We start from the raw sequence: 24256 nt of genomic DNA, 5'->3' as shown, positions 1-24256 counted from the left end.
TTGCGACAGCGAATGGAAAATGATCAAATTCAAAATCCATCTTCCGACAACTTGCAAACCACTATAGGTTGAAATGATTTGTTAAATCTTAAAGCAGATCGGTTAAATTGCAAACGCGAACAACTTTCGGTGGAGACCAAAATGGTGTATTCCCCCTTGGATACCGATGTCGAGCCGCGCACGGGCGTGAAGCGGCTGCGCGAGACCGGCAATATCATCGAGGCACAGCTGGTCACGTCGCCGCAGCAGGCGCGCCTGGCCTACGGCATGCGCTACGACGCCTACCGTGAATACGGCTTTGTCGGCGAACGGCCGGATGGCCTGTTCAGTGACGAATATGATACGAGGCCGAATTACTCCACGATCCTGGTATTCCGCAACGGAACGCCGGCGGCGACGATCCGCGTCGCGCTGTTCGATCCGGGCCACCCTGATCCGGTGTTTCATCGGACCCAGGCCATGGAGATCTTCGAGACGGAGATCCGGGCGGTCGTCGCGGCCGAACGCCGGCCCGGCACCGCGGGCAGCGCGATCGAGCTTGGCAAGCTCGCGCGGGCGGCCGATGCGGCGAACGATGTCGAGGTGCTGTTCGCCGCCTTCCGCGCGGCGGGCTATATCGGGTTGCATCACGACGTCGATGCCGTGCTGAACGCGGTGCGCGCGCATCACATGCCGATGTATCGCCGCTGCGGTTTTCGCGTGCTGGAGCGGCCGCGGCCCTATCCGGGACTGACCTTCCAGACCGGGCTGATGGGGCTGTTCAGAGACCAGTATGCCGTGGCGCAGCATACCGTTCCGTTCATGGCCGGGATGGCGGCCGGCGACCCGACGCATCAGGCGCTGATGGCGGGCGAACCAGCGCGGCTTTCGGTGTTCTCTGCCCTCGAATCCTTGGCGGCGCGTGCGGCACCCCTGGCGATGCCGGCCGTTGCCGCGTCCTGAGGCGGCGGTACTCAGCGACGGGCGACGAAGTTCTCGAGCCAGTGGATCGTGTATTCACCGGAGCGGAAACCGGGGTCGTCGAGGATACGCAGGTGCAGCGGGATCGTCGTCCTGATGCCTGAAAGGGCGAATTCCTCGAGCGCGCGGCGCATCCGGGCGATGGCTTCGGCCCGGCTGCGCCCATGCACGATCAGCTTGGCGACCAGGCTGTCGTAATGGGAGGGCACGCGATAGCCGGCATAGATCGCTGAATCGAGCCGCACGCCGAGGCCGCCGGGGGCGTGGAACACCTCGACCTTGCCCGGCGAGGGGGCGAAGGTTTCCGGATCCTCGGCGGTGATGCGGCATTCGATGGCGTGGCCGTTGAACGAGATGTCGGCCTGGCCGTAGCCGAGCGTCTCGCCGGCGGCGATGCGGATCTGCTCGCGCACGAGATCGACGCCGGTGACCATTTCGGTGACCGGATGCTCGACCTGCAGGCGCGTGTTCATCTCGATGAAGGCGAACTGACCGTCCTGATACAGGAATTCGAGCGTGCCGGCGTTGCGGTAGCCAAACTTCGTCAGCGCCGCGGTGGCGATCTCGCCGAGCCGGTCGCGCTCCTCGCGGGTGATGCCGGGCGAACCCGCCTCTTCCAGCAGCTTCTGGTGGCGGCGCTGCAGCGAGCAGTCGCGCTCGCCGAAATGCACCACGTTGCCGTGATTGTCGCCCAGCACCTGAAGCTCGACGTGGCGCGGCCGGTCGAGATATTTCTCGATATAGACGGCGTTGTTGCCGAAGGCCGCACCGGCTTCGGCGCGGGCGGTGCGGAAGGCTTCCTCGACCTCTTCAAGGGTGCGGGCGACCTTCATGCCGCGCCCGCCGCCGCCGGCCGCGGCCTTGATCAGCACCGGGCAGCCGATTTCCGCGGCGACGCGCTTCGCCGCCTCGACATCCGGCACCTCGCCGTCCGAGCCGGGGACGAGCGGCACACCGAGATCCGCCATCGTCGTCTTGGCGGTGATCTTGTCGCCCATCATGCGGATATGGGTGGGCGAGGGGCCGATGAAGGCGAGGCCATGGGCTTCCACCATCTCGGCGAAATCGGCGTTCTCGGAGAGGAAGCCGTAGCCGGGATGCACCGCCTCCGCCCCGGTGATCAGCGCGGCACTGATCAGCGCCGGCATGTTGAGGTAGGAGTCGCGCGCGGCGGGGGGGCCGATGCAGACACTTTCATCGGCCAGGCGCACATGCATCGCATCGGCATCGGCGGTGGAATGCACCGCGACGGTGGCGATGCCCATCTCGCGGCAGGCGCGCTGGACCCGGAGCGCGATTTCGCCCCGGTTGGCGATCAGGATCTTCGAGAACACGGGCACCGGCCGTTTATTCGACGATGACGAGCGGTTCGTCGTATTCGACCGGCTGGCCGGAGGCGACGAGGATGGACTTCACGGTGCCGGCGCGCGGCGCCTTGATCTGGTTGAAGGTCTTCATCGCCTCGATCAGCAGCAGCGTCTGCCCGGCCTCGACCGTCGAGCCGACGCTGATGAACGGTGCCGCCCCCGGCTCCGGCGAGAGGTAGGCGACGCCGACCATCGGCGACTTCACCGTGCCCGGATGGCTCGCCGCGGTGGCGGGGGCGGCCTCGGGCGCCGCGGCGGCCGGCACTGGCGCCGGGGCGGCCTGCGGCATCGCGTAGGGCGGCGCGGGATAGGCGGGCGCGGCGACGAACTGTGCCGCCTGCGCGCTGGCGCGGGCCAGGCGCAGCCGCCGGTCGCCTTCCTCAAGCTCGATCTCGGCCAGGTCGCCGTCCTTGAGAAGGGCGGCGAGTGCGCGCAGCACCTCGGGGTCGAAGGAGAGACTCATGCTTCCTGCTCCACAATCTCGGCGATCGCCTGAAGCGCCAGCCGGTAGCCGGTGAAACCAAGGCCGCAGATCACGCCGCGCGCGGCCTGCGATACGTATGAATGATGGCGGAACGCCTCGCGCTGATGGATGTTGGACAGATGCACCTCGATGACCGGCAGGTCGACCGCGTGCAGCGCGTCCATCAGCGCGATCGAGGTGTGCGAGTAGCCCGCCGGGTTGATGATGATGCCGGCGGCGCGGCCGCGGCATTCCTGCACCCAGGTGATCAGCTCGCCTTCGCCGTTGGTCTGGCGGAAATCGATGGCGAGGCCCAGCTCCTCGGCCGCCTCGGCGCAGAGCGCCTCGAGATCGTCAAGGGTCTGGATGCCGTAGATTTCCGGCTCGCGCAGCCCCAGCATGTTCAGGTTCGGGCCGTTCAGCACGGCGATCAGCGGTACAGGCATGATGCGCGCCTATCACAGGCCGGCGGAAAGGGAAACCGGCGAGGGTTCGAGCGTGGTCTTTCCGGCGGGCGAATCGAGGATATAGGTCGGCAGGGCATGGCCGGAAATCGTGCCGCGCAGGGCGGCGATCAGCGCCCGCCCCTCGGTGATCGGCACGTGGAAGCGGGCGGTGCCGGGGGCGGGGTCGAGCTGGTGCAGGTAATATGGTTTCACGCCGCATTCGAGCATGGTCTCGAACAGGGCGCGCAGCGTGTCCGCCGAATCGTTGACGCCGCGCAGCAGCACCGACTGGCCGAGCAGCGGAATCCCGGCGCGGCGCAGCGCCCTCAGCCCGGCGCGGGCCTCGGCGCCGAATTCGCGCGCGTGGTTGGCGTGCAGCACGAGGAAGAGCGGCGGGTCGAGATCGAGCGCCGCGAGCAGCGCCGGCGTGATCCGCGCCGGATCGGCCAACGGCACGCGGGTGTGCAGCCGCAGCCGGCTTATATGCGGGATCGCGCGCAGCCGGGCGAAGATCGCGCCAAGGCGGCGGGGCGAGAGGATGAGCGGGTCGCCGCCGGTCAGGATTACCTCGCTCACCGCATCGTGATCCGCGAGCCAGCGGAACGCCGCCTCGAGCTCTGCTTCGGACAGCACGCCACCCTCCGGGCCGACATGCTCGCGGCGGAAGCAGAACCGGCAATAGACCGGGCAGGCAAGGGTGGGCTTGAGCAGCGCGCGGTCGGGGTAGCGGTGGACGATGCCGGGCACCGGGGAGAGCGCGTCGTCGCCGATCGGGTCGGCGCGCTCGTGGGGGGCGGTTTCGAGCTCGGCGGGGTCGGGGATGAACTGAAGGCCGATCGGGTCCGCCGGATCACCGATCAGGGCGGCGAGCGGTGCCGGGATCGCGGTGGCGTAGCGCGCGGCGACGGCCTCGAGCCCCGCGCGGGCGGCGGGCGGGGCGAGCCCGGCCTCGATCAGCTGGTCTGCGGTGCGGAGCGTGGGAGTGGCCATGCGGCGGTGCTATCCTGCGGCGCATGGCCAGACAAGCATGGGACCCCGACCGCCTCGCCGCCCGGCTGCCCTTCCTGCGGCGGCGCGGGCTGCTCGCGCAGGCGACGCGCGCCTTCTTCACCGCCCGCGGATATATCGAGGTGGAGACGCCCTGCCTCGTCCCCGCGCCGGGCGAGGAGGTGCATCTCGCCGCCCTGTCGACCATTGTGCATGCGCCGGATGGCGCGGCGGCGCGGAAATGGCTGCATACCAGCCCCGAATTCGCGATGAAGAAGCTGCTCGCCGGCGGCGCCGGGCGGATGTTCCAGCTCGCCCGGGTCTGGCGCGACCATGAGGGGTCGGACACGCATGCGCCCGAATTCACCATGCTCGAATGGTATCGCCCGGGGGCCGATTTTTCCTCCATGATCGAGGAGACGACGCAGCTCCTCCGCGCCGTGCTGCCGCCGGTCGTGACGTGCCGGGGGGTGACGACCGATCTTGCCGCGATCGAGGTGCTGAGCGTCGCCGAGGCCTTCGCGCGCCATTGCGGTGTCGATGTGCTGGCGAGCGTCGGCGATGCCGACCGGCTGGCCGCCGATGCCGGGGTGGCGCGCCGCGACGGCGAGGACTGGGAGGACCTGTTCTTCCGCCTCATGCTCGGGCGGATCGAACCGCATCTCGGTCGCCAAAATCCGACCTTCCTGACCGACTGGCCGGCGCCGCTCGCCGCCCTCGCGCGGCGGCGGGCGGACGATCCGCGCGTCGCCGAGCGCTTCGAGCTGTATGTGTGCGGGATGGAGCTTGCCAACGCCTTCGCCGAGCTGACCGATCCGGTCGAGCAGCGGGCCCGCTTCGAGGCCGACCGGGCGCGGCGGCACGCGCTCTATGGCCGCGAGGACTGGCCGCTCGATGAAGATTTCGTGGCGGCGGTGGGGCGGATGCCGGATTGCGCGGGGATTGCCCTGGGGTTCGACCGCCTGGCGATGATCGCCGCCGGCGCCGCGCGCATCACCGATGTGTTATGGCTCTGATATAAGCCGGAAACGGACCCACTGTAGACATTCCACATCACCAACGGGCCAAGGCCCGGAGACGAGGAGCGTGCGATGCGAAGGAAGCTTGTTCTGGCTGCGCCGGTCGTGGCCCTGGTTCTGGCCGGCTGCGCGGTGGGGCCAAGCCTTGCCGAGCGGATGTCGGCCTATGTCGGGCGGCCGGAATCGGCGCTGGTGGCCGCACTCGGCGTGCCGGACCGCAAGATCACGGTCGATGGCAAGACCTATTTCGCCTATGTCGAGCGGTCGTATTCCTACCAGCCGGGCTTCGTGCCGCCCTATCCGGGCTTCTACGGCCCCTATTACGGCCCGTTTTTCCAGCCCGATACCTATACGCGGCAATGCACCGTCACCTTCGCGCTCGAGGGCGGCATGGTGAAATCCTTCACCTTGCGCGGCAACGATTGCTGACCGCCCCGCCGCCGGCGCTGCCTGCCTCGCCGCTCTGGCTGCCCTTCGCGCCCGGCCCCTACCGGCCGGCGATGGGGCTGATCGCCCGTCCGCCCGCGGAACTGACCGCCTTCGGCGCCGACTACCCGGCGCAGATGGCGGAGCGCCGGGCGCTGCTCGGCCTGCGCCGGGCCGAGGTGTTCGCCGCGCTGCCGGGCAGCGAGGCGGCGCGGCGCGAGACATTGCTCCTGGTGGCCGGCCACCTGCTCGCCGATCGTGCGCCCTGGTTCGCCCAGGCCGGCGCGATGCTGGAAAACCGCCTCACCGGCGAGCGGTGGAACCTTGCGGCGCCGGAATGCGACCCGCTCGAACTCGCCGGAAGGCTGGTGCAGGAGGATCTCTGCCTGCTCGACCCGGCGACGGCGACGCTCACGGCGGCGGTGCTGTGCTTTCCCTCGCGCTGGCGGCTGGCGGACAAGCTGGGCCGCGACCTTGCCGCCATCCATACCCCGGTACCGCTCTATGCCGAGCGGCTGGACCGCCCGGTGGCGCGGTTCATCGCCGCGCTGGCGCCAGGCCGGCTGGTCGAGCGCTTCAACTGGACGATCCATGACGGATCGGACCTGTTCCAGCCGGAGCCGCATATCGCCCCCGGCCCGGCGGTCACCGCCGGCACCGCTCCGGCGCGGCTGCATCTGCGGGTCGAACGCCAGACTCTGAGCCGGCTGCCGGAGAGCGGGGCTGTGCTGTTCACCATCCGCACCCGGCAGGCGGCGCTGGCCGAGGTGATGGCGGTGCCGGGCGCCGCGGCGGCGCTGGCCGAGGCTGTGCGCGGGCTGCCCGAAACTGTGGCGGCCTATCGCGGCATCGCCCCGTTCCGTGCCGCCCTGCTCGCCGCGCTGGACCGGGTTGCCCCGCCGCGCTAGAGCAAGGCCCGGCCGGCGGGGCCGGAATGCCCGCGTTGTCAGACGGATAGAGCCTGCTGCCCGGAACGGGCGGCGTGGCTGCGGGCCGAGCGGAAAGGAAAAGCGGCATGAGTGAGGGCGATCTCGACCTGTTGCGGCGCATGTTCGCGGCGGCGGTAGACGCTGCCGCGCCCTCGCGCTGCGTGCCGCCGCATCTGCCGCCGCCGCCGAAGGGGCGGACCGTGGTGATCGGCGCCGGCAAGGCGGCGGCGGCGATGGCCGAGGCGGTCGAGGCGCACTGGCCGGACGAAGCGCCGATGTCCGGCCTCGTGGTCACCCGCTACGGGCATGGGAGCAAAAAGCCGCTCGGGCGGATCGAGGTGGTCGAAGCATCGCACCCGGTGCCGGACGCGGCCGGGCAGGCGGCGGCGGCGCGCATCCTCGCGATGGTGCGGGGGCTGACCGCGGACGATCTGGTTCTCGTGCTGATGTCCGGCGGCGCCTCTTCGCTGCTGGCGCTGCCGGCGCCGGGGATTTCGCTGGCCGACAAGCAGGCGGTGAACCGCGCCCTGCTGAAGAGCGGTGCGAACATCCAGGCGATGAACTGCGTGCGCAAGCATCTCTCGGCGATCAAGGGCGGGCGGCTCGCCGCCGCGGCGGCGCCGGCGGCGATCGTGACCCTGATGATTTCCGACGTGCCGGGCGACGATCCCTCGGTGATCGGCTCGGGGCCGACCGTGCCGGACGCGACCACGGCGGAGGATGCGCGGGCGATCCTGCGCCGCGCCGGGATCGCGGTGCCGGAACCGGTTGCCGCGTGGCTGGCGCGGCCGGAGGCGGAGACGCCGAAGCCCGGCGATCCGGCCTTTGCCCGCGCCCGCGAAATCATGATCGCCACCCCCTTCGCCTCGCTGGAGGCGGCGGCCGCGGTCGCGCGGGCGGCCGGGGTGACGCCGCTGATCCTCGGCGATGCGATCGAGGGCGAGGCGCGCGAGGTGGCGGCGGTGATGGCCGGCATGGCGCGGAGCTGTGCCGCGCATGGCGCGCCGCTCGCCCCGCCCTGTGTGCTGGTTTCGGGCGGGGAGACGACGGTGACGGTGCGCGGCGGTGGGCGCGGCGGGCGGAATCTGGAGTTCCTCGCCGGTCTCGCGGTCGCCCTCGGCGGGGCGCCGGGGATTCACGCCATTGCCGGGGATACCGACGGGATCGACGGCACCGAGGACAATGCCGGAGCCGTGCTCGCGCCGGACACGCTGGCCCGCGCCCGGGCGATCGGCCTCGATCCCGCGGCACGTCTGGCCGACAATGACGGCTACGGCCTGTTCGCCCCGCTCGGCGACCTCGTGGTGACCGGGCCGACCCGCACCAATGTCAACGATTTCCGGGCGATCCTGATCCGCTGAGTGTTTTTTCTCCGGCGAGGGCGAGCGGGCTCTGGGCGATGCCCGCCGCCGCACCTTTCGGGCCACAGATCGTCGCGGCGAGCGGGAGGGTCGTCTCGCCGCCTGGCCAGGCGATGCGCAATGCGGCCACCTTCATGCAGGCATTGCGGGTGTAGACCGGATCGGCCACCCAGCGCAGCGCGGTCGTCGCCGCAGCGCCCGCCTCAAGGCGGACCGGCAGCACCACGGGGCCGGGGTGCATCCCGACGGGCGGGCGGCGGACGACCGGAAGCTCGTGATCCGCGGCATCGAGAAAGACGAGGCGCGGCAGGCCGGGCAGGGTGCAGGGCGCCGGCCCCGGATTGCGCAGCACCACTAGCGTGCCGGAATGCGACATGCCGTCGAACGCGCCGCCTTCGGAATCGGTGCGTGCCACGATCCGCGCGCCGGAGCAGACCGTCACCGCCGCCGGCCGCGCGCAGCCCGCCACCAGCAAGGGCAGGGCGAGTCCGGCGGCGGCTCTCATTTCGGCTCGTAGCCAGGCTTCTTGTAGAGCGTCTCCGCCCTGGCGCGAATGTCCGGCTCGAAAACTTTCTCGTTCCAGTGCTCGGGATCGACGTCTTCGATACTGACCGACACCGCAGCCTCGCTGCTCCCCGCCGAGGCCATCACCGCCTGCGCGACCGCCTCGGCGATCTGGTGCTTCTGCGCCTCGCTGCGGCCGGCATAGAGCTTGATAATGACATGAGGCATGGCGCGGGTCCTTCTCTGGCGGGCGATCAGCCTACACCAGCCCGTCAGGTGCGGGCAGGGGGGAGTGGACCGGTGGAATGATATAACATATCATTTCTGGCGAAGGGGCGCAGGAGGACCGGGGGACATGGCGAAACGGCGGGGACTTCTGGCCGGGCTGGTGGCGGCGCCGTGGATCGCCCGCGCCGCCGGTCGCATCCCGGCGGTGGGGATCGAGAGCCAGTATGCCGACGTGATCGCCGCGATCGGTGGCGACCGGGTCGAGGTTGCCGCCATCGAGACCAATCCGAACGCCGATCCGCACGGCTTCGAGGCGAGCCCGGCGGTGGCGCGGCGAATCGCCGCAGCGCGGCTCGTGGTGCTCAACGGGCTTGGTTACGATTCCTGGGCGCGGCGGATCATCCGCGCGACGGCGGGCAGCGCGCGGGGGCGGCATGTGATCGCCGCACAGGACGTGCTCGGCCTGCCGGATGCGACGCGCAACCCGCACATCTGGTACGATCCGGCGGCGATGCCGAAAGTGGCGGCGGCGATCGCGCAGGCGCTGGCGGCGATCGACCCGGCGGGGGCGGCCGTCTATCGGCGGAACCTCGCCGCGTTCGAGGCCTCGCTCGCCCCGTGGCGGGCGGCGATCGGCGCGTTCCGGGCGCAGCATGCCGGCATCCGCGCGGCGGTGACCGAACCGGTGGGCAATGACCTGTTCCGGGCGATGGGCATCGCGGTCGCCACACCCTGGAGCCTGCAGGCGGCGGTGATGAACGGCACCGATCCCGCGCCGCAGGACATCGCCGCGCAGGAGAAGCTGCTGCGCCGGCGGGAAGTGTCGTTTCTCGGCTATAACCGGCAGGTGATCGGCCCGCTGACGCGGGCGATGCTCGATGCCGCGCGGGCGGCTCAGGTGCCGGTGGTCGCGCTGTATGAGACGATGCCGGCGGGGTACCATTTCGGCGGCTGGATGCTGGCGGAGACCGCGGCGGTGACCGGGGCGGTTGCGCATGGCACCTCCACCAGCGCGCTCGTGGCTGGCGAGGTGAGGGGGGCGAGGTGAGCGGGGACGCGCTCGCGCTGGAGGGTGTCGCGGTCGGCCATGGCGGGCGGGCGGTGTTGTCCGGCGTGGGGTTCAGCCTCGCGCCGGGGAGTTTCGCCGGGCTGATCGGGCCGAACGGCTCGGGCAAGACGACGCTGCTGCGCGCGATCCTCGGCCTCGTGCCGCTGCTGGACGGGCGCGTGACGATCGGCGGGCGCGGGCAGGTGGGCTATGTGCCGCAGAGCATCGCGCTCGACCGGTTCATGCCGGTGCGCGCGCGCGACGTGATCGCGCTCGGGCTGGATGGGCACCGGCTCGGCATTCCGCTGCCCTCGCGCCGCCGCCGCGCGCTGGTGGACGAGATGATCGACGCGGTGGGTGCTACCGGCTTCGCCGATCGCAGGGTGGGCGACCTCTCGGGCGGGCAGCAGCAGCGGGTGATGATCGCCCATGCGTTGATCCGCCGCCCCGACGTGCTGCTGCTCGACGAGCCGCTGGCCAGTCTCGATCTGCGCAGCACCGCCGAGGTGGTGTCACTCCTCGCCCGTCTCGCCCGCGAGGCGAAGGTGGCGGTGCTGATGTCGGCGCATGACATGAACCCGCTGCTGCCGGCTATGGACCGCATCGTCTATGTCGCCGAGGGGCGCGCGGTGGCCGGCACGGTGGCGGAGGTGGTGCGCGGCGCGGTGCTGAGCGCGCTGTATGGCGCGCATATCGACGTGCTGCGCGTGCATGGCAGGGTGCTGGTGGTTGCCGCCGGCGGCGGGCCGCACGACCATGACCATGATCACGCGCATGGCGAGGATGCGATGCATGTCGTCCGCATTCCCTAAGTGCGGGTCATGACCGGGGCGGGATGGTTCGCGCTCGGGCCGGTCGGCGTGGCGCTGGCGGTGAGTTTTGCCGCCGCCCTGGTGTCCGCCGTGGTCGGCGTGTTTACCGTGCTGCGGGGGCAGGCCTTCGCCGGGCATGCGCTGGGCGATATTTCCGGCGCGGGTGGGGCGGCGGCGCTGCTGTTCGGCATCCGCCCGCTCGCCGGCTTCGTGGCGATGGCGCTGGCCGGGGCGGCGGCGATGGCGCTGGCCGGCGGGCGGCGGATCGCCGAGCGGGATCTGGCGAGCGGCGTTGTGCTGGGCGCCGGACTCGGGCTTGCGGCGCTGTTCCTGTATCTCGACGCGACGATGAGCGGCGCCGGCGGTGCGGCGAGCACTGTGATGTTCGGCTCGATGTTCGCGATCCCGCCGGGGATGGTGCTGCCGGCCGCCCTCTGCGCGGCGGCGGCGCTGGCGGCGATGGCCGCCCTGGCGCGGCCGCTGGCGCTGATCGCGATCGGCCCCGATCTCGCGGCGAGCCGGGGGGTTCGGGTGCAGCTGGTCGGGTTCGCGCATCTCGCCGTGCTGGCGCTGGCGGTCGGGCTCGCGGCGATGAGTGTGGGGGCGGTGCTGGCGACCGCGCTGCTGATCGGCCCGGCTTCGGCGGGGCTGCGGGCGGCGCGCACCTTGGCGGGGGCGGTGGCGCTGGCGGCGGCGATCGGTGTCGGCGCGAGCTGGGGCGGCATCGCGCTGGCCTATGAAAGTTACGGCTGGGGCGGGCGGCATGGCTGGCCGGTGAGTTTCTTCGTGGTGGCGCTGGTCGTCGTTGCCTACGCCGCGGCCGGGCTCGTCGCGCGGGCGCGGCGCTGAGATGTTTTCCGCCTTCATGCTCAACGCCTGGGCGGCGGGCCTCATCGTCGCGGTCACGGCGGGGGTGGTGGGGTTTTTCGTGGTGCTGCGCGGCGCCTCCTTCGCCGCCCATGCGCTGCCGCTCGGCACGTTTCCGGGGGCGGCGGCGGCGGTGCTGCTCGGCATCGCGCCCTCCGCCGGGGTTGCGGGGTTCGGGCTCGCCGGCGTGGTCGCGATCTGGGCGCTCGGCCGGCGCGGCCGGCCCGAGGTGGCGACGGCGCTGACTTTGGTGATGCTGCTCGCGACCGGCGCGTTGCTACTTTCCTGGACCGATCGCTATGCCGCCCAGGTCTATGCGCTGCTGTTCGGCCAAGTACTCGGCGTTTCGCGGGCGGCACTCGACGGGATGGCGCTGGCCGGGGCGGGTGCGGTGGCGGCGGTGTTGGCCGGCTTCCGCCCGCTGCTGCTCGGCGCGATCGGGGCGGATCTCGCGGCGGCGCGCGGCGCGCGGCCGGCGCTATGGGAGTTCGGCTTTCTCGCCGCCATCGCGCTGGCGGCGGCGGTTGCCGTGCCGGTGGTGGGCGCGCTGCTGACCTTCGCGCTGATGGTCGGCCCGGCCTCGTGCGGGCGGGCGGTTTCGGCGCGGCCGGGGGTGGCGCTTGCCGCCTCGGTGGCGATCGCGCTGGCGCTGATGGCCGGCGCCATCGCGCTCTCTTATCTCACGAACTGGCCAGTCGGATGTTTCGCCGGGCTCGGCGGCGCTGGCTGCTACGCGCTGGGCCGGGCACTGCTGTGATCAGGGCAGGTCGACGACCTCGACCCGGCGGCCGCGCGCGGCGAGCGCGATGCGCCCGCCCTTGAGGCGCAGCGCGTCGTTGCCGAACAGTTCGGCGCGCCAGCCTTGCAGGCAGGGCAGGTTCGGCGCGTCCTCGCTGGCGAGGCGGTCGATATCCTCGGCGGAGGCGATCAGCCGGGCGGCGACGTGGTTCGCCCCGGCCCGCTCGGCGAGCAGGACCTTGAGCAGGGCCACGAGGCCGGCGGGCGGGCGGGCGCTTTCGGGGGCGCGCGGCGCCTCCGGCAGTTCGGCATCGGGGATCGATTTCGTCGAGGCGATCACCTCCAGCAGCGCCCGGCCGGACTTGCCGCCGGCGAAGCCGCTGGAAATGCCGCGCACCCGCGTCAGCCCCTCGGCATCCGCCGGGGCGAGGGCGGCGAGTTCGGGGATCTGCTCGTCGCGCACGATGCGCTGGCGCGGCACGTTCACCCGCATCGCCTCGCGCTCGCGCCAGGCGGCGATCGCCTTGACCAGCGCGAGCTGCCGGCGATTGCCGCCGCGCAGCTTGAGCCGGCGCCAGGCATCCTCGGGCTCGGTGCGGTAGGTCGCGGGATCGGCCAGCACCGCCGCTTCCTCGGCCACCCAGTCGAGCCGGCCTTCCCGCGTCAGCCGGGCGCGCAGGCCTTCATAGACCGGGCGCAGCCAGGTGACATCCGCCGCGGCATAGGCGATCTGCGCGCGGGAGAGCGGCCGGGCCGACCAGTCGGAGAAGCGGTGCGCCTTGTCGATCCGGCCGCCGGCAAGCGAGGAGACCAGCGTGTCATACCCGACCTGGTCGCCGAAGCCGGCGACCATCGCCGCGACCTGGGTGTCGAACAGCGGGGTGGGGACGGCGCCGAATTTCAGCAGGAAAATCTCGATGTCCTGCCGGCAGGCGTGGAATACCTTGGTCACCGCCGGGTTGGCGAACAGCGCGCCGAGCGGGGCGAGGTCGAGCCCCTCGGCCTGCGCGTCGATCACCGCGACATCGTTCGCACCGCCGAGCTGGACCACGCAAAGCTCGGGAAAATAGGTCTTTTCCCGCATGAACTCGGTATCGACGGTGACGAAGGGCTCGGCCGCCAGACGGTCGCAAAGGGCGGCGAGGGCCTCGGTTGTCGCGATCAGCACGGGTTCGGGAAAGCTCGGGCTCGGTTTCATGTGCGATCAACTGGCACGCAACGTCTTGACAGGAAAGACCCGCGCCGCTCATTTGCCGCTGTTTTCTGTCAGGACTGGCCCCCCATGCACGAATATCGCACCCATGATTGCGGCGCCCTGCGCGCTGCCGATGCCGGCATCACCGCGCGCCTTTCGGGCTGGGTGAACGTGAAGCGCGACCATGGCGGGCTGCTCTTCATCGACCTGCGCGACCATTACGGCATCACCCAATGCGTGTTTCCCGCCGGCTCGCCGGTGTTCGCCGCGGCCGAGGTGCTGCGGGTGGAGAGCGTCATCACCGTTACCGGGCGGGTGGTGAAGCGCGACGCCGACACGGTGAACCCCCGCCTGCCGACCGGCGAGATCGAGCTGGTGGCCGAGACGGTCGAGGTGCAGTCGACCGCCGACGTGCTGCCGATCCAGGTGGCCGGCGAGGCCCAGTTCCCCGAGGAGCTGCGGCTGCGCTACCGCTTCCTCGACCTGCGCCGCGAGAAGCTGCACCGCAACATCATGCTCCGCGCCAACGTGATCGCCTGGCTGCGGCGGGAGATGACGGCGCGCGGCTTCACCGAGTTCACCACGCCGATCCTGACCGCCTCCAGCCCCGAGGGCGCGCGCGACTTCCTCGTGCCCTCGCGCGTGCATCCGGGCCAGTTCTACGCGCTGCCGCAGGCGCCGCAGCAGTTCAAGCAGCTGCTCATGGTCGCCGGCTTCGACCGCTATTTCCAGATCGCGCCCTGCTTCCGCGACGAGGCGAGCCGCGCCGACCGCGCGCCCGGCGAGTTCTACCAGCTCGATTTCGAGATGAGCTTCGTGACGCAGGAGGACGTGTTCGCCACCATCGAGCCGGTGCTCGGCGGGCTGTTCCGCGAATTCGGCGGCGGGCGCAGCGTGACGCAATGGCCGTTCCCGCGCATCGCCTATGACGAGGCGCTGCTGAAATACGGCTCGGACAAGCCGGACCTGCGCAACCCGCTGCTGATCACCGACGTGACCGAGGCGTTCCGCGATTCGGGCTTCGGCCTGTTCGCGAAGATCGTCGCCGGCGGCGGCGTGGTCCGCGCCATTCCCGCGCCGGGCACGGGGGGCAATCCGCGCTCCTTCTTCGACAAGCTCAACGACTGGGCGCGGTCGGAAGGGGCGGGCGGCCTCGGCTACATCATCTTTGCTCCGGACGGGGCCAAGGGGCCGATCGCGAAGAACCTCGAACCGGCTCGCGCCGAGGCCATCCGGGAGGCTACGGGCGCCAGCGTCGGTGACGCCGTCTTCTTCGCCGCCGGCAAGCCGCTTGAGGCGGCGAAATTCGCCGGCACGGTGCGCACGAAGCTCGGCACCGATCTCGGCCTGATCGATGGTGCAAAATTCGAGTTCTGCTGGATCGTCGATTTCCCGATGTACGAGCGCGACGAGGAGACCGGGCAGATCGTGTTCAGCCACAACCCGTTCTCGATGCCGCAGGGCGGGCTGGAGGCGCTGAACGGGCAGGACCCGCTGACGATCAAGGCGTTCCAGTACGACATCGTGTGCAACGGCGTCGAGCTGTCGTCGGGGGCGATCCGCAACCACCGGCCGGACATCATGCTGCGCGCCTTCGAGATCGCCGGCTATGGCGCCGAGGAGGTCGAGGCGCGGTTCGGCGGCATGCTCAACGCCTTCCGCTACGGCGCGCCGCCTCATGGCGGCTCGGCGCCGGGGGTGGACCGCATGGTGATGCTGCTGGCCGACGAGCCCAATCTGCGCGAGGTCATCGCCTTCCCGCTCAACCAGCAGGGCCAGGACCTGCTGATGGGCGCACCGGCGCCGGTCCCCGCCGCACGGCTCAAGGAACTCTCGCTCGCCATCGCGCTGCCGCCCGCGCCGAAGAAGGGCTGAGACGCCGCCGTCCCTGTGCATCGGCGCCGCCGCCCGCTAAACCGGGGGTAGAACGCCGATCACCGGTGAGGAGGAGCGAACATGTCCGACGAATTCCGCGCCCTGGTCATCCGCAAGGACGAGTCCGGCCAGAGTTGCCGCGCCGAGACCCTGCGCGATGCTGATCTGATGGAGGGCAGCGTCACCGTCGCGGTCAGCCATTCCACGGTGAACTACAAGGACGGGCTGGCGATCACCGGCAGCGCGCCGATCGCCCGGCGGTTTCCGCTGATCCCGGGGATCGACTTCGCCGGCACCGTCACCGCCAGCGCCGATCCCCGCTTCAAGCCGGGTGACGCCGTGCTGCTCAACGGTTTCGGCGTCGGCGAGACGCATCACGGCGGCTATGCCGGGCGCGCCCGCGTTCCCGGCGACTGGCTGATCCATATCCCCGCCGGGCTCAGCGCCGCCGAGACCATGGCCATCGGCACCGCCGGCTACACGGCGATGCTCGCCGTCATGGCGCTGGAGGCGCAGGGGATCAGCAAGGAGAACGGGGATATTCTCGTCACCGGTGCGGCGGGCGGCGTGGGGTCGATCGCGATTTCGCTGCTCGCCCATGCCGGGTATCGCGTGCTCGCCTCGTCGCGCCGGGCGGAGCAAGAAGCCGATTACCTGACCTCGCTCGGGGCGGCCGAGATCATCGATGCGGCGACGCTGTCGGCGCCCGGGCGGCCCTTCGGCAAGGAGCGCTGGGCGGGGGCGATCGATTCCGTCGGCAGCCACACGCTGGCCAATGTGCTGGCGCAGACGCGCTATGGCGGGGTGGTCGCCGCTTGCGGCCTCGCCCAGGGGAGCGACCTGCCGGCGACCGTGCTGCCGTTCATCCTGCGCGGGGTTACCCTCGCCGGGATCGATTCGGTGATGGCGCCGCGGGCGAAGCGCGAGGCGGCCTGGTCCCGCCTTGCCGCCGAACTCGACCGCGCGACGCTGGCCCGGCTGACCACGACGATCGGCTTCGAGGCGATCGGGGCGGCGGCGGCGGAGATCGTCGCCGGCAAGGTGCGCGGGCGCATCGTCGTCGAGATCTGAGGCGCTGTCTCAGGTCCGCTTCGGGTGAGTCCGCGGGCCGAGACGCAGCGCGAGAAGGGCGGCGGCGAGCAGGATCGCGACCAGCAGCCAGAGAATGTGCAGCGGCGGGACGGCGGAGGAGATCAGCCCGAGACCCATCAGCCCGACCGCCGCCAGCCCATTCGAGAGGCCGAGTGCGATGCCCGAGCCGAGCGAGCGGTTCTCGGGGAAGATGTCCTGCCCCACGAGGATGCCGACCGGCAGGGTGGCGAAGAGGGCGATGCCGAGCAGGCCGAGCGCGATCCATTGCGCCGCCCCGCTGGTGAGCAGGAAGACCGCGAGCAGTGCCGCGCCGGCGAGGCTGGAGCCGGCGAGGATCGGGCGGCGGCCGATCCGGTCGGCCAGGTGCCCGCCGCCGACATTGCCGATGATGCCGACCACGAGCATCACCGTGATCAGCGCCGCCCCCGCGGTCAGGCTGTGGCCGCGCAGGTGCCAGAGCACGGGCAGGAAGGTGGTGGTGCCGAAAATCGCCAGTGCACGCAGCGACTGGAAGGCGACGAGCGCGCTCATCGGCCCGAGATGGCGCCGCCAGGCGATCGGCTGTGCCGCGACATGGCGCGGCGGCTGCACCGGCAGCACCGCCCAGAGCAGCAGGATGCTCGCCACCGCCGGGATCGCCAGCAGCGAGAGCGCCTTCAGCCCCCAGGTGACGACGACGAAGCTCGCGATCAGCGGCCACAGCCCGCGCCCGACCTCGCCGCCGACCAGGAACAGCGACATGCCGAGCCCGACGCGCGGCCCGCTGAGCTGGCGCGCCCCCGCCAGCGCCTGCGGGTGGAACATCGCGTTGCTGATCCCGATCAGCACGAGTGCCGGGAGCAGCAGCGCAAGACTGCCGGAGCGGCCGATCAGCGCCGCCGCCAGCGCGGTGCCGAGCACGCCGGCGGCGATGAAGCCCCGGCCGCCGAAATGGTCCGCCAGCAGGCCGGTGCCGACCTGCAACGCCTGGCCGATCAGCAATGCCGCCATCACCGTGCCGGCGAGGGAGACGGGTTCCCCCATCGCCAGCAGCACCGCCGGCAGCACGCCGGGCAGGTAGTTGGCCGAACCGTCATTGAGGAAATGCAGCCAGCTCAGCGCCGCCAGCCGGCCATAGCGCACCGTGCCGCCGACCGTCCGCAATCCCTGGTCCATCACCACCGCCATTGGTTTTCTCCGCCGGCCGCCGCGCCGGGGGCCGGGATTTCACAAAAAGGGGAAGTTTGCATGACCAATCCGGCGGGGATTTGCAACCCGGCGGGCGGCGAGCCCTGGGCGGAGCCGCTATCCGCCAGCCTCGCGCTCCATCGCCTCGCGCATGATGAATTTCTGGATCTTGCCCGTCACCGTCATCGGGAACTCCTCGACGATGCGCACGATGCGGGGTATCTTGTAATGCGCGATCCGCCCCTCGCAGAAGCCGATCACCTCCGCTGGCGTGAGGGTCTCGCCGGGGTTGGGCTTCACCCAGGCGCAGGGCACCTCGCCCCACTTTGCATCCGCGATGCCGAAGACCGCGACGCTGGCGATCCTGGGGTGGGTGAACAGGAATTCCTCCACCTCGCGCGGGTAGATGTTCTCGCCGCCGCGGATCACCACGTCCTTGCTGCGGCCGACGATGGTGCAATAGCCCTCCTCGTCGATCACGCCGAGATCGCCGGTATGCATCCAGCCGGCGGCGTCGATCGCCTCGGCCGTTTTCGCAGCGTTCCCCCAGTAGCCGAGCATCACCGAATAGCCGCGCGTGCACAGCTCGCCCCGCTCGCCGCGTTTTACGATCCGGCCCTCGGCGTCGATCGCCTTGACCTCGAGATGCGGGTGGATGCGCCCGACCGTCGCCACCCGGCGCTCGGGCGTGTCGTCGGTCGCGGACTGGAAGCTGACCGGGGAGGTCTCGGTCATGCCGTAGCAGATGGTGATTTCGGGCATGTGCATCCGGTTCATCACCCGGCGCATCACCTCGATCGGGCAGGAGGTGCCGGCCATGATCCCGCCGCGCAGCGAGGAGAGGTCGAATTCCTCGAACCCGGGATGTTCGAGCATGGCGATGAACATGGTCGGCACGCCGTAGAGATGGGCGCAGCGCTCCTCGGCCACGGCGGTCAGCGTTGCCAGCGCATCGAACCCGGCGGCGGGGTAGACCATCGTCGCGCCATGGGTGATGGCGGCGAGATTGCCCATCACCATGCCGAAGCAGTGATAGAGCGGCACCGGGATGCAGATCTTTTCTCCGTCCCGCAGGCCGATGCCCTGGCCGACGAAATAGCCGTTGTTGAGGATGTTGTGGTGCGAGAGCGTGGCGCCCTTGGGCGCGCCGGTCGTCCCCGAGGTGAACTGGATGTTGATCGGGTCGTCGAATTGCAGGTCGGCGCGCAGGGCTGCCAGGGTGGCGCGGCTCGCCGGCGTCGCGGCGGCGGCGATGGTGGCGAAGGGGGCCATGCTGGCGGGCAGATCCGCGGCGCTTTCCGCCGGGACGCCGATGACGAAGCGGTATTCGAGATGCGGCAGGCGGTCCGGCGGAATGCTGTCCAGCATCGCCACATAGTCGCTCGACTTGAAGGTCCGGGCGAGGACGAGGGCGCGGCACTGCACGTCGTTCAGCACGTATTCGAGCTCGGCGGTGCGATAGGCCGGGTTGATGGTGACGAGGATGATCCCCGCCCGCGCGGAGGCGAATTGCAGGATCGCCCATTCGGCATTGTTGGGCGACCAGATGCCGATGCGGTCGCCGCGGCGCATCCCGAGCGCGAGCAGGCCGGCGGCGACATCGTCCACCGCGCGGTCGAACGCGCCATAGGTGAAGCGCTCGCCGGTCTCGCGCACCACCAGCGCCTCGCGGTCGGGGTGGCGCCGCGCGGTTTCGGCCAGCGCCTCGCCGATGGTCACGCCGAGGCGCGGTGTGTCGCCCGGTCCCTGGACGTAGCTGATGCTCGTCATGGCTCGTTCTCTCCCTCCTGCCGAGCGTAATGCAGCCGCCGGGCGGCGCAAGGGGGCGGGTGGCAGTGCCGCTTCAGCCGCTCTATAACGGGGCGATGATCCCCCCGCCCGACCGCGCCTGATGCCGGCCCGCCCCAGCGCCACGATCGAGCGCCGGCTGGATGAAGCCGCCGCCGCCTGTGCTGCCGCCGGCCGGCAGCTCACCCGGCAGCGCCGCGCCGTGCTTGGCCTGATCCTTGCCGCTGACGGGCCGCTGACAGCCTACGAACTGCTCGACCGGCTGCGCGAGAGCCATCGCGGTGCGACCCCGGCGACGATCTATCGCGCGCTCGAATTCCTCATCGCGGCGGACCTCGTGCACAAGGTGGAGAGCCTGAGCGCCTATGTCTCCTGCGCCGACCCGGCGGGCGAGGCGCAGGGCCACACCCATGCGGCGCAGTTCTTCATCTGCCGCCAGTGCGGCGCCGTCGCCGAGCTGGAGGACGAGGCGGTGGCCGCCGCCCTTGCCGCCGCCGCGGCGCGGATCGGCTTTGCCGCCGGCAGCGCGATCGTCGAGGTCGGCGGGCTCTGCGCCGCCTGTGCTGCGGGTTAGGATACCTTTGCGCGGGTCGGCGTAGACCGGCGGGCTGGATTGCCGATTTCCGTGGCGGAAGTGATGCGGACGGTGGGGCCTGGGGGCGCTGCGGCGATTTGCCGGCGGGGTGGGGAGTGTGGCGCTGGTGCTGGTCCCGGCAGTGGCGCTGGCGCTGCCGCAGGGCGGGCAGGTGACGGCGAGATCGGCGAGCATCGCGCACACCGGCAACACGCTGACGGTCACGCAGACGAGCGGCAAGACCGCGATCGACTGGCAGGGGTTCAGCATCGGCGCCGGGCAGAGCGTGAAGTTCCGCCAGTCCGGGGCGATCATCGCTCAAGGCGGCGTGGTCCTGCTGAGTGCTTCGGCGAAGGCCGCGCTGCTGCGGACGGTGGTGAGCGAGACCGGGCTCGTCGAGGCCGGCAGTGCTGTGTGTCGCAGCGCGGGGCGATCACGCTGCCGGGCGGCGCGTCGGGCGCCGTGGCGGTGTCGGGCACGCTTGATGCGCACTCTTCTGCCGGTGCGGGCGGATCATGGCGACGGGTGCGATCCGCGGCGGGACGATCGCGGTGCGCGGCGGCGCGCTGGGCGGGTTTGTCGAAACCTCGGGGGCATCACCTCGATACCTCGATGTCACCGGCGCGTCGGTGCGGACAGCCCGCTCCTGACCTTCTCCGGCACGTTCGAGGGCCTGGGCCACACGATCTCGAACCTCAAGGTTACGGGCGGTAGCGATGTCGGCCTGTTAGAGAATGAATCTGAATGATAGTGTGGCTATCGGTTGCGTGCGATTTTCCTTGTGAGCAGGCGGATATGTGCGAGGAAGAGCCATGCGGTGGCGCTGGTAATGGTTGCCTCGAAATCCTTTGCGAGGCGCCGGCATCTGCCGAGCCAGGCGAAGGTTCTCTCAGCCACCCAGCGTCGCGGCAGGAGTTCGAACCCGCTGGCGGCGTCGGAGCGCTTGACGATCTGTATGGTCCATTTGCCGATTTTGGCGAGGCGTCCGTTGAGTTTGGGACCGGGATAGCCGCCGTCGGCGAACACGTGCCGCAACAAGGGATACAGGGATTTGACGGATTTGAGCACGTCGGGCGCCCCATCCCGATCCTGAATACCGGCATGATGAACGACGGCACCGACGAGGTGGCCAATTGTATCGGTGACGATGTGGCGCTTGCGCCCCTTGATCTTCTTTCCGGCATCGAACCCGCGCGGGCCCCCGGCTTCGGTGGTCTTGACCGACTGGCTGTCGATCACATCGGCTGTGGGCGACGCCTGGCGTCCGGCCATTTCCCGCGCTTGCATGACCAGGACGTGATTGATGCGATCAAACGTGCCGTCGCGACAGAAGCGGTAGAAATACCCCTGCACGATGGTGAACAGCGCGAATTCCTTCGGGATCTGCCACCTCCGGCGGCATTCCACCTGCTCCGCAGGCGGAACCTTGAGCCGCCTCCGCCACTGACAGCCGGTCGACAGCATGTAGAAGATGGCCTCCACAATCCTTCGCAGCTCCACCGTTCGGGGCCGGCCTCGATGCGGCGGCGAGGGCATGAACGGTTCGATCAAGGCCCATTCGGCGTCGGTGAGGGCGCTTGCGTAGTGCAATACGGCCCGGCAATATCGTGCCGGGCGATTTCAGTCCAGGCCATCGTGTCTCCGTTCGTCTTCGCAAACGAAGTGAATCACAACCCGCGGAAATTGCTCAACTTATCTTTTGCGGTCCGGCTCTGAGAGATGCTGGCGTCTGCTTTTCCATAGGTCCTGGCTGGAGTCCGGCGTCAGTATTTGAATATCTCCGCGAACAAGGTTTGGTAATCGGCTCCTGCCAAAGGGCATTTTGGCGTGGGCCCAATAATTATTTCATAGAAGAAATAAAATAGCTTTACTCATTTTTACCGAATTTGCTTACCGACGTGGAGGACTGCCGCGCCGGCTGACGCCGACGATAGCTGAGCGGTCGCCCGAGAACCCGCTTATGGAGCCGCTTGGCAGTCCCGCAAAGGCATTGGCAATTCGGGATCTGATTAGGTAACATTATCACATATATGCTCACGGCGGGTTGGCGGCCTTATCTATTGCAGGTCCGGTCCGATGCACCATATCTCCAACAGCCATGCGCAAGATCGCCGCATTGACTTCGCTCCTTGTCCTTGGAGGATGTTCCGTGTTCGGAATCCGGTCCGGCACGCCGCAGCCTGACTATACCGTCACCGGACGGGTTGGCGCGGTGCAGCTTCGCGCCTACGGACCGCGGCTCGCGGCGGAAACGACTGTCAAGGGCGGAGAAATCGACTCCCGTTCCATCGGCTTCCGCAGGCTTGCATCCTATATCTTCGGCGCCAACACCAAGCCGGGCGGCGGCAGTGGCAAAATCGCGATGACCGCCCCCGTCGAACAGGATGGCGCCGGCAGCAGCCGGATTGCGATGACTGCGCCGGTCGCCCAGCAAGGCGGCGACGGTAGTTGGACCATCCGCTTCTTCCTGCCCGCCGGCATGACGATGGCCACGGCCCCGCGCCCGCGGGACCCGTTGGTCCACCTCGTCGAGGTTCCCGCCGTAACGATGGCGGTCCTGCGCTTTTCCGGCAGTCCTGGCGCCCGCGTGGTCGCGGCGCACAGCGAAAGGCTGCTCGCGACGCTGGCCCACTCCCCCTGGAAGCCCGACGGCCGCGTCGTCGCCTGGTTCTACGATCCGCCCTGGACACTGCCCTGGCTGCGCCGCAACGAGGTCGCCGTCCCCGTCGAGCGCCGCTAGAAGCGCTGGGAATTCGATTCTTACGCATGATAATGCTTTTATCATGCAGAGAAGTTGCAGCGTTTCGGCTGATCTCTCCAGCTATTCGCTCGCGCGCAGGTCAGCGCCGTTGAACAATCCCGCCCGCTGGTCCGCTGTCCGCCCACGACGGCTGCGCAATCGCGCGGACACCGGAGGTGACCTCCGAATTGCGCGGCAAAGCCACTGTCGTTTTCATGGTAATATTATTTAAAATGCGGCCCGAGGGCCTGCTCCATCTGTCGAAGGCCATCGTCGGGCGATCGAAGACAGCCTGGAGACCACGAAGAACGAATTCGCCTTGACCACAGCGAGACCCGGTCCTGGCACGGGTGGCATCGTCACGTCTCGTTCGTGATGCTCGCCTTCGTCGCGATGGCGGTGGTCCGATATCGAGCCAACGATACGACGTCCCCAAAAAAGAAGGCCGAGCATGCCGACCCTCAGGAACGGATACTCTGGCCTGTTCAGGAAGTCAGCTGTATCGCGCAACAAGCGCGCTCAGCGCCGGATCGAACCCGCCGACATCATCGCGTGGCTATGTTGGCGATGCACTCACCATGCCGCACCCAGACGGGCTCATCAAAATCTGAAATGCGACCGCAATGCCAGCTTCAACTCGGACCACTCACTGGGGGCCGGTCACTACATCCCGTCGGCATCGGGGCACTCCTCGTGCTTCACCAAATTGCTTTGTCGCATTAGAACTTTCGCCGATTCAGGGCCCTGATGCGGCTGCCCCATGAGAAATGCGGGTTAACCCCTCAAGCCCTCTTGAAGCGCTGTGCTCCATGGCGCAGAACGATTCGACACTGACATTGGGGGTACCCGTGAGTCTCAGGGGCAAGGTTGCGCTGGTAACCGGTTCGACCAGCGGTATCGGTCTTGGCATTGCGCGTGCGCTGGCTGCACAGGGTGCGGACATCATGCTGAACGGGTTCGGCGACACAGCGAAAATCGAGGATTTGCGGGCCTCTCTTGGCGGGGAGTTTGGTGTACGCGTCGCATTCGACGGGGCGGATCTGACCCGCCCGGCGGAGATCAGGCGACTGGTCACGCGGGCCGAAGCTGACCTCGGCTCGATCGATATTCTGGTGAACAATGCCGGGATCCAGCATGTGGCACCGGTCGAGGATTTTCCCGACGAGAAGTGGGATGCAATCATCGCGCTCAACCTTTCCGCCGTATTTCACGCAATGAAGTCCGCGGTGCCGCTGATGCGCCGGCGCGGTTGGGGGCGGATCGTCAATATTGCCTCCGCTCATGGACTGGTCGCGAGCGGGCAGAAGATCGCCTATGTCGCGGCGAAGCACGGCGTGGTCGGGGCGACCAAGACGGTTGCGATCGAGTGCGCGAACGACGGCATCACGGTAAATGCGATCTGTCCCGGCTGGGTCCTGACGCCGCTCGTCGAGGCGCAGATCGAGGCACGGGCGGCATCGAACCGCACCACGGTGCAGGACGAGGCCAAGGCGTTGCTCGCAGAGAAGCAGCCGATGCTCGAATTCACCACGCCAGGCAAGATCGGCGCCTTTGTCGCTTTTCTCTGCTCAGAAGCGGCTTCGACCGTCACAGGCGCGGCCCTTTCCATCGACGGTGGCTGGGTTGCCCACTGAGCGGGGTGAAGCGGCGCATATCGCCGCGCTGCTCCG

Annotated in this window: 26 protein-coding genes and 1 pseudogene (1 of these 27 cut by a window edge); 17 read left to right on the top strand and 10 right to left on the bottom strand. The window is 69.5% G+C overall.

The window, feature by feature from the left end; all coding sequences use genetic code 11:
- Positions 1 to 141: 141 nt before the first annotated feature.
- Positions 142 to 942, top strand: coding sequence for an N-acyl amino acid synthase FeeM domain-containing protein (locus tag ACMV_RS13455; RefSeq protein ID WP_013640792.1), 801 nt, complete (start codon positions 142 to 144; stop codon positions 940 to 942).
- 11 nt (positions 943 to 953) lie between these two features.
- On the opposite strand, the gene accC is transcribed toward ACMV_RS13455, so the two are convergent.
- The 4 genes from accC to ACMV_RS13435 are packed head-to-tail and all read right to left on the bottom strand — an operon-like array spanning position 954 to position 4226.
- Positions 954 to 2294, bottom strand: coding sequence for an acetyl-CoA carboxylase biotin carboxylase subunit (gene accC / locus ACMV_RS13450; protein WP_172637330.1), 1341 nt, complete (start codon positions 2292 to 2294; stop codon positions 954 to 956).
- Positions 2295 to 2307: 13 nt separating this feature from the next.
- Positions 2308 to 2790, bottom strand: a complete 483-nt coding sequence (gene accB, locus ACMV_RS13445) for an acetyl-CoA carboxylase biotin carboxyl carrier protein (RefSeq protein WP_013640790.1) — start codon at positions 2788 to 2790, stop codon at positions 2308 to 2310.
- On the bottom strand, positions 2787 to 3236 hold the full coding sequence (aroQ, locus tag ACMV_RS13440; RefSeq protein ID WP_013640789.1) for a type II 3-dehydroquinate dehydratase: 450 nt from the start codon (positions 3234 to 3236) through the stop codon (positions 2787 to 2789). Before aroQ ends, accB begins: the two co-directional genes overlap by 4 nt.
- 12 nt (positions 3237 to 3248) lie before the next feature.
- Positions 3249 to 4226 (bottom strand): lysine-2,3-aminomutase-like protein, encoded by a 978-nt coding sequence (locus tag ACMV_RS13435; protein ID WP_013640788.1) that lies wholly within the window; start codon positions 4224 to 4226, stop codon positions 3249 to 3251.
- Positions 4227 to 4249: 23 nt separating this feature from the next.
- On the opposite strand from ACMV_RS13435, the gene epmA reads away from it, so the two are divergent.
- The 4 genes from epmA to ACMV_RS13415 all read left to right on the top strand — a co-directional run bounded on the left by epmA (position 4250) and on the right by ACMV_RS13415 (position 7958).
- Positions 4250 to 5239, top strand: a complete 990-nt coding sequence (epmA, locus tag ACMV_RS13430) for an EF-P lysine aminoacylase EpmA (protein WP_007423441.1) — start codon at positions 4250 to 4252, stop codon at positions 5237 to 5239.
- Between the two features lie 75 nt (positions 5240 to 5314).
- Complete coding sequence (locus tag ACMV_RS13425; RefSeq protein WP_007423439.1) at positions 5315 to 5671, top strand: hypothetical protein; 357 nt, start codon at positions 5315 to 5317, stop codon at positions 5669 to 5671.
- Positions 5665 to 6576 carry a heme-dependent oxidative N-demethylase family protein gene (locus tag ACMV_RS13420; protein ID WP_013640787.1) on the top strand — a complete coding sequence of 304 codons (912 nt, stop codon included), beginning with the start codon at positions 5665 to 5667 and terminating at the stop codon, positions 6574 to 6576. Before ACMV_RS13425 ends, ACMV_RS13420 begins: the two co-directional genes overlap by 7 nt.
- 107 nt (positions 6577 to 6683) lie before the next feature.
- Entirely contained in the window at positions 6684 to 7958 is a 1275-nt protein-coding gene (locus ACMV_RS13415) for a glycerate kinase type-2 family protein (protein ID WP_013640786.1), read from the top strand.
- Here the strand turns inward: ACMV_RS13415 and ACMV_RS13410 are convergent.
- On the bottom strand, positions 7927 to 8463 hold the full coding sequence (locus ACMV_RS13410) for a DUF4232 domain-containing protein (RefSeq protein WP_007422864.1): 537 nt from the start codon (positions 8461 to 8463) through the stop codon (positions 7927 to 7929). The two genes, ACMV_RS13415 and ACMV_RS13410, sit on opposite strands and share 32 nt — an antisense overlap.
- The gene (locus tag ACMV_RS13405) at positions 8460 to 8690 is read right to left on the bottom strand and encodes a tautomerase family protein (RefSeq protein WP_013640785.1); all 231 of its coding nucleotides are present in this window, start codon (positions 8688 to 8690) and stop codon (positions 8460 to 8462) included. The genes ACMV_RS13410 and ACMV_RS13405 overlap by 4 nt, the downstream gene beginning before the upstream one ends.
- 127 nt (positions 8691 to 8817) lie before the next feature.
- On the opposite strand from ACMV_RS13405, the gene ACMV_RS13400 reads away from it, so the two are divergent.
- From ACMV_RS13400 to ACMV_RS13385, 4 genes are read left to right on the top strand one after another with little or no spacing between them, the layout of a single operon-like run.
- Entirely contained in the window at positions 8818 to 9738 is a 921-nt protein-coding gene (locus ACMV_RS13400; protein ID WP_013640784.1) for a metal ABC transporter solute-binding protein, Zn/Mn family, read from the top strand.
- Positions 9735 to 10550 carry a metal ABC transporter ATP-binding protein gene (locus ACMV_RS13395; protein WP_012040007.1) on the top strand — a complete coding sequence of 272 codons (816 nt, stop codon included), beginning with the start codon at positions 9735 to 9737 and terminating at the stop codon, positions 10548 to 10550. The genes ACMV_RS13400 and ACMV_RS13395 overlap by 4 nt, the downstream gene beginning before the upstream one ends.
- A gap of 9 nt (positions 10551 to 10559) precedes the next feature.
- Positions 10560 to 11399 (top strand): metal ABC transporter permease, encoded by an 840-nt coding sequence (locus ACMV_RS13390; RefSeq protein ID WP_041665401.1) that lies wholly within the window; start codon positions 10560 to 10562, stop codon positions 11397 to 11399.
- Position 11400: 1 nt separating this feature from the next.
- The gene (locus tag ACMV_RS13385; protein ID WP_013640782.1) at positions 11401 to 12174 is read left to right on the top strand and encodes a metal ABC transporter permease; all 774 of its coding nucleotides are present in this window, start codon (positions 11401 to 11403) and stop codon (positions 12172 to 12174) included.
- Here ACMV_RS13385 and rnd read toward each other — a convergent pair whose 3' ends face one another.
- A complete protein-coding gene (gene rnd, locus ACMV_RS13380; RefSeq protein WP_013640781.1) occupies positions 12175 to 13353 on the bottom strand; it encodes a ribonuclease D in 1179 nt (392 codons plus the stop codon).
- An 84-nt stretch (positions 13354 to 13437) separates the two neighbouring features.
- On the opposite strand from rnd, the gene aspS reads away from it, so the two are divergent.
- Positions 13438 to 15225, top strand: a complete 1788-nt coding sequence (aspS, locus tag ACMV_RS13375; protein ID WP_013640780.1) for an aspartate--tRNA ligase — start codon at positions 13438 to 13440, stop codon at positions 15223 to 15225.
- 81 nt (positions 15226 to 15306) lie between these two features.
- Positions 15307 to 16296, top strand: coding sequence for an acrylyl-CoA reductase (NADPH) (acuI, locus tag ACMV_RS13370; protein ID WP_013640779.1), 990 nt, complete (start codon positions 15307 to 15309; stop codon positions 16294 to 16296).
- Positions 16297 to 16305: 9 nt separating this feature from the next.
- Here the strand turns inward: acuI and ACMV_RS13365 are convergent, their stop codons facing one another.
- Both ACMV_RS13365 and ACMV_RS13360 read right to left on the bottom strand, forming a co-directional pair.
- Positions 16306 to 17484 carry an MFS transporter gene (locus tag ACMV_RS13365; protein ID WP_013640778.1) on the bottom strand — a complete coding sequence of 393 codons (1179 nt, stop codon included), beginning with the start codon at positions 17482 to 17484 and terminating at the stop codon, positions 16306 to 16308.
- 117 nt (positions 17485 to 17601) lie between these two features.
- On the bottom strand, positions 17602 to 19254 hold the full coding sequence (locus tag ACMV_RS13360) for an AMP-binding protein (RefSeq protein WP_013640777.1): 1653 nt from the start codon (positions 19252 to 19254) through the stop codon (positions 17602 to 17604).
- A gap of 121 nt (positions 19255 to 19375) precedes the next feature.
- On the opposite strand from ACMV_RS13360, the gene ACMV_RS13355 reads away from it, so the two are divergent.
- A complete protein-coding gene (locus ACMV_RS13355; RefSeq protein WP_012039999.1) occupies positions 19376 to 19846 on the top strand; it encodes a Fur family transcriptional regulator in 471 nt (156 codons plus the stop codon).
- A gap of 127 nt (positions 19847 to 19973) precedes the next feature.
- Positions 19974 to 20594 (top strand): hypothetical protein, encoded by a 621-nt coding sequence (locus tag ACMV_RS13350; protein ID WP_231844424.1) that lies wholly within the window; start codon positions 19974 to 19976, stop codon positions 20592 to 20594.
- Positions 20595 to 20602: 8 nt separating this feature from the next.
- On the opposite strand, the gene ACMV_RS13345 is transcribed toward ACMV_RS13350, so the two are convergent.
- A protein-coding gene (locus tag ACMV_RS13345; RefSeq protein ID WP_085947340.1) for an IS5 family transposase occupies positions 20603 to 21480 on the bottom strand; the annotation gives its coding sequence in 2 pieces (ribosomal slippage) (positions 20603 to 21456 and positions 21456 to 21480; 879 coding nt in all).
- 515 nt (positions 21481 to 21995) lie between these two features.
- Between ACMV_RS13345 and ACMV_RS13340 the strand changes: the two genes are divergently transcribed.
- From ACMV_RS13340 to ACMV_RS13330, 4 genes and pseudogenes are all read left to right on the top strand, one after another.
- Complete coding sequence (locus ACMV_RS13340) at positions 21996 to 22586, top strand: SOUL family heme-binding protein (protein ID WP_007422997.1); 591 nt, start codon at positions 21996 to 21998, stop codon at positions 22584 to 22586.
- Between the two features lie 259 nt (positions 22587 to 22845).
- Positions 22846 to 23024: pseudogene (locus ACMV_RS20885) on the top strand (IS701 family transposase); the annotation flags it as partial.
- 371 nt (positions 23025 to 23395) lie between these two features.
- Positions 23396 to 24220: a 3-hydroxybutyrate dehydrogenase gene (locus tag ACMV_RS13335; RefSeq protein ID WP_048858214.1), complete on the top strand. Its 825-nt coding sequence runs from the start codon at positions 23396 to 23398 to the stop codon at positions 24218 to 24220.
- On the top strand, positions 24201 to 24256 hold the 5' end (the start) of the coding sequence (locus ACMV_RS13330) for a D-sedoheptulose-7-phosphate isomerase (protein ID WP_241763129.1). The gene runs 553 nt beyond the window's last position; only the first 56 of its 609 coding nucleotides appear in the window; its start codon is at positions 24201 to 24203; its stop codon lies beyond the right edge, outside the window. The genes ACMV_RS13335 and ACMV_RS13330 overlap by 20 nt, the downstream gene beginning before the upstream one ends.

The sequence above is a fragment of the Acidiphilium multivorum AIU301 genome (assembly GCF_000202835.1).
Classification (GTDB): domain Bacteria; phylum Pseudomonadota; class Alphaproteobacteria; order Acetobacterales; family Acetobacteraceae; genus Acidiphilium; species Acidiphilium multivorum.
Note: the sequence above shows the minus strand (reverse complement) of the source record. Positions and strands in the feature narration are given on the sequence as shown.